Genomic DNA, 1,501 nt, shown 5'->3' with positions numbered 1-1,501 from the left:
GGCCCCGGCGTCCTTTCGAGCGCGCCGAGCATCGCAGCCCGAGCGGGGACGCCGAGCGGCGCCAGCCGCTCGGCGAGCGCGCGTTGTCCGAGCGAAGCGAGTTTAGCGCGCGGCCCCGCTCGGGCGAGAAGCGCAGGGGACCCGCAGGGCGCGCTCGGCAGACCCCGCAGCGCCCCCACCGCCCTCGAGCGCCGCGGGGAGACGCCCTCCTCAGCGCTTGGGGATCAGGTCGGTGAGCGTCCCCGCCGCCGCCTCGGCGGCCATCGCCACCGTCTCCGAGAGGGTCGGGTGGGGGTGGACGGTCAGCCCGATGTCGTGGGCGTCGGCGCCCATCTCCAGCGCCAGGGCGATCTCGGCGATGAGGTCGCCCGCCCCGGGGCCGACGATGCCGCCGCCGATGACCCGGCCCGTCTCGGCGTCGAAGAGGATCTTGGAGACGCCGTCGGAGGCGTCGAGGGAGAGGGCCCGGCCGTTGGCCGCCCAGGGGAAGGTCCCCTTCTCGTAGGCGATGCCCTCGGCCTTGGCCTGCTCCTCGGTCACGCCCACCCAGGCCACCTCCGGGTCGGTGTAGGCCACCGACGGCACCGCCCGGGCGTCCCAGGCGCTGCGCTCGCCGGCGATGACCTCGGCGGCGATCTTGCCCTCGTGGACCGCCTTGTGAGCGAGCATGGGCTGCCCGGCGAGGTCGCCGATGGCGTGGATGTGGCCGACGGCGGTGCGCATGTGCTCGTCCACCGCCAGGCAGCCGTCGGCGCCGGGGGCCAGCCCCGCGGCCTCGGCGCCGATGCGGTCGGTGTTGGGCCGGCGCCCGACGGCGACGAGGACGCGGTCGAAGCGCTCGGAGGCCGGGGCGTCCTTGCCCGCCATGGAGACCGTCACCCCTGTCTCGTCGGGCTCCACCGCGGTGACCTCGGTGTTGAGGAAGATCCCCTCGTAGCGCTTGGCGATGCGCTTGCGCAGGATCTTGACCAGGTCGGGGTCGGCGCCCGGCAGGAGCCGGTCGGCGAGCTCGACGACGGTCACCCGGGCGCCGAGGCCGCTGTAGATGGCGGCCATCTCGAGGCCGATGATGCCGCCGCCGATGACCAGCAGCCGCTCCGGGACCTCCTCGAGCTTGAGGGCGTCGGTGGAGTCCATCACGCGCGGGTGGCCGGGGTCGATGAACGGCGGGAAGGCCGGCCGCGAGCCGGCGGCGACGATGCAGTGCCGGAAGCTGACGGTGCGCTCGCCCGCCTCGCCGGCGATGCGCACGCGGTAGGGGTCGACGAAGGCGGCCTCGCCGGTGGCCCGCTCGACCTTGCGCTGCTTGGCCAGGCCGGCGAGCCCCGAGGTCAGCTGCTCGACGACGCCGCGCTTCCAGGCGTTGAGCCGCTCCAGGTCGAGCCGCGGCGGGCCGAACTCGAGGCCGTGGGCGCCGAGCTGCTCGGCCTCGTCGACGACCTTGGCGGCGTGGAGCAGCGCCTTGGAGGGGATGCAGCCGACGTTCAGGCAGACGCCGCCG

Annotated in this window: 1 protein-coding gene; it reads right to left on the bottom strand. The window is 75.1% G+C overall.

Translation table 11 applies throughout. The features are described 5' to 3' along the window. Positions 1–210: 210 nt before the first annotated feature. The coding region (gene lpdA / locus CKO13_RS12150; RefSeq protein WP_200261387.1) for a dihydrolipoyl dehydrogenase at positions 211–1,501 on the bottom strand (1,291 nt) is incomplete at its 5' end.

It is taken from the genome of Halorhodospira neutriphila (assembly GCF_016584055.1).
Lineage (GTDB): Bacteria > Pseudomonadota > Gammaproteobacteria > Nitrococcales > Halorhodospiraceae > Halorhodospira > Halorhodospira neutriphila.
The sequence above is the reverse complement of the archived record's forward strand: the minus strand, read 5'-3'. Positions and strand labels throughout refer to the sequence as shown.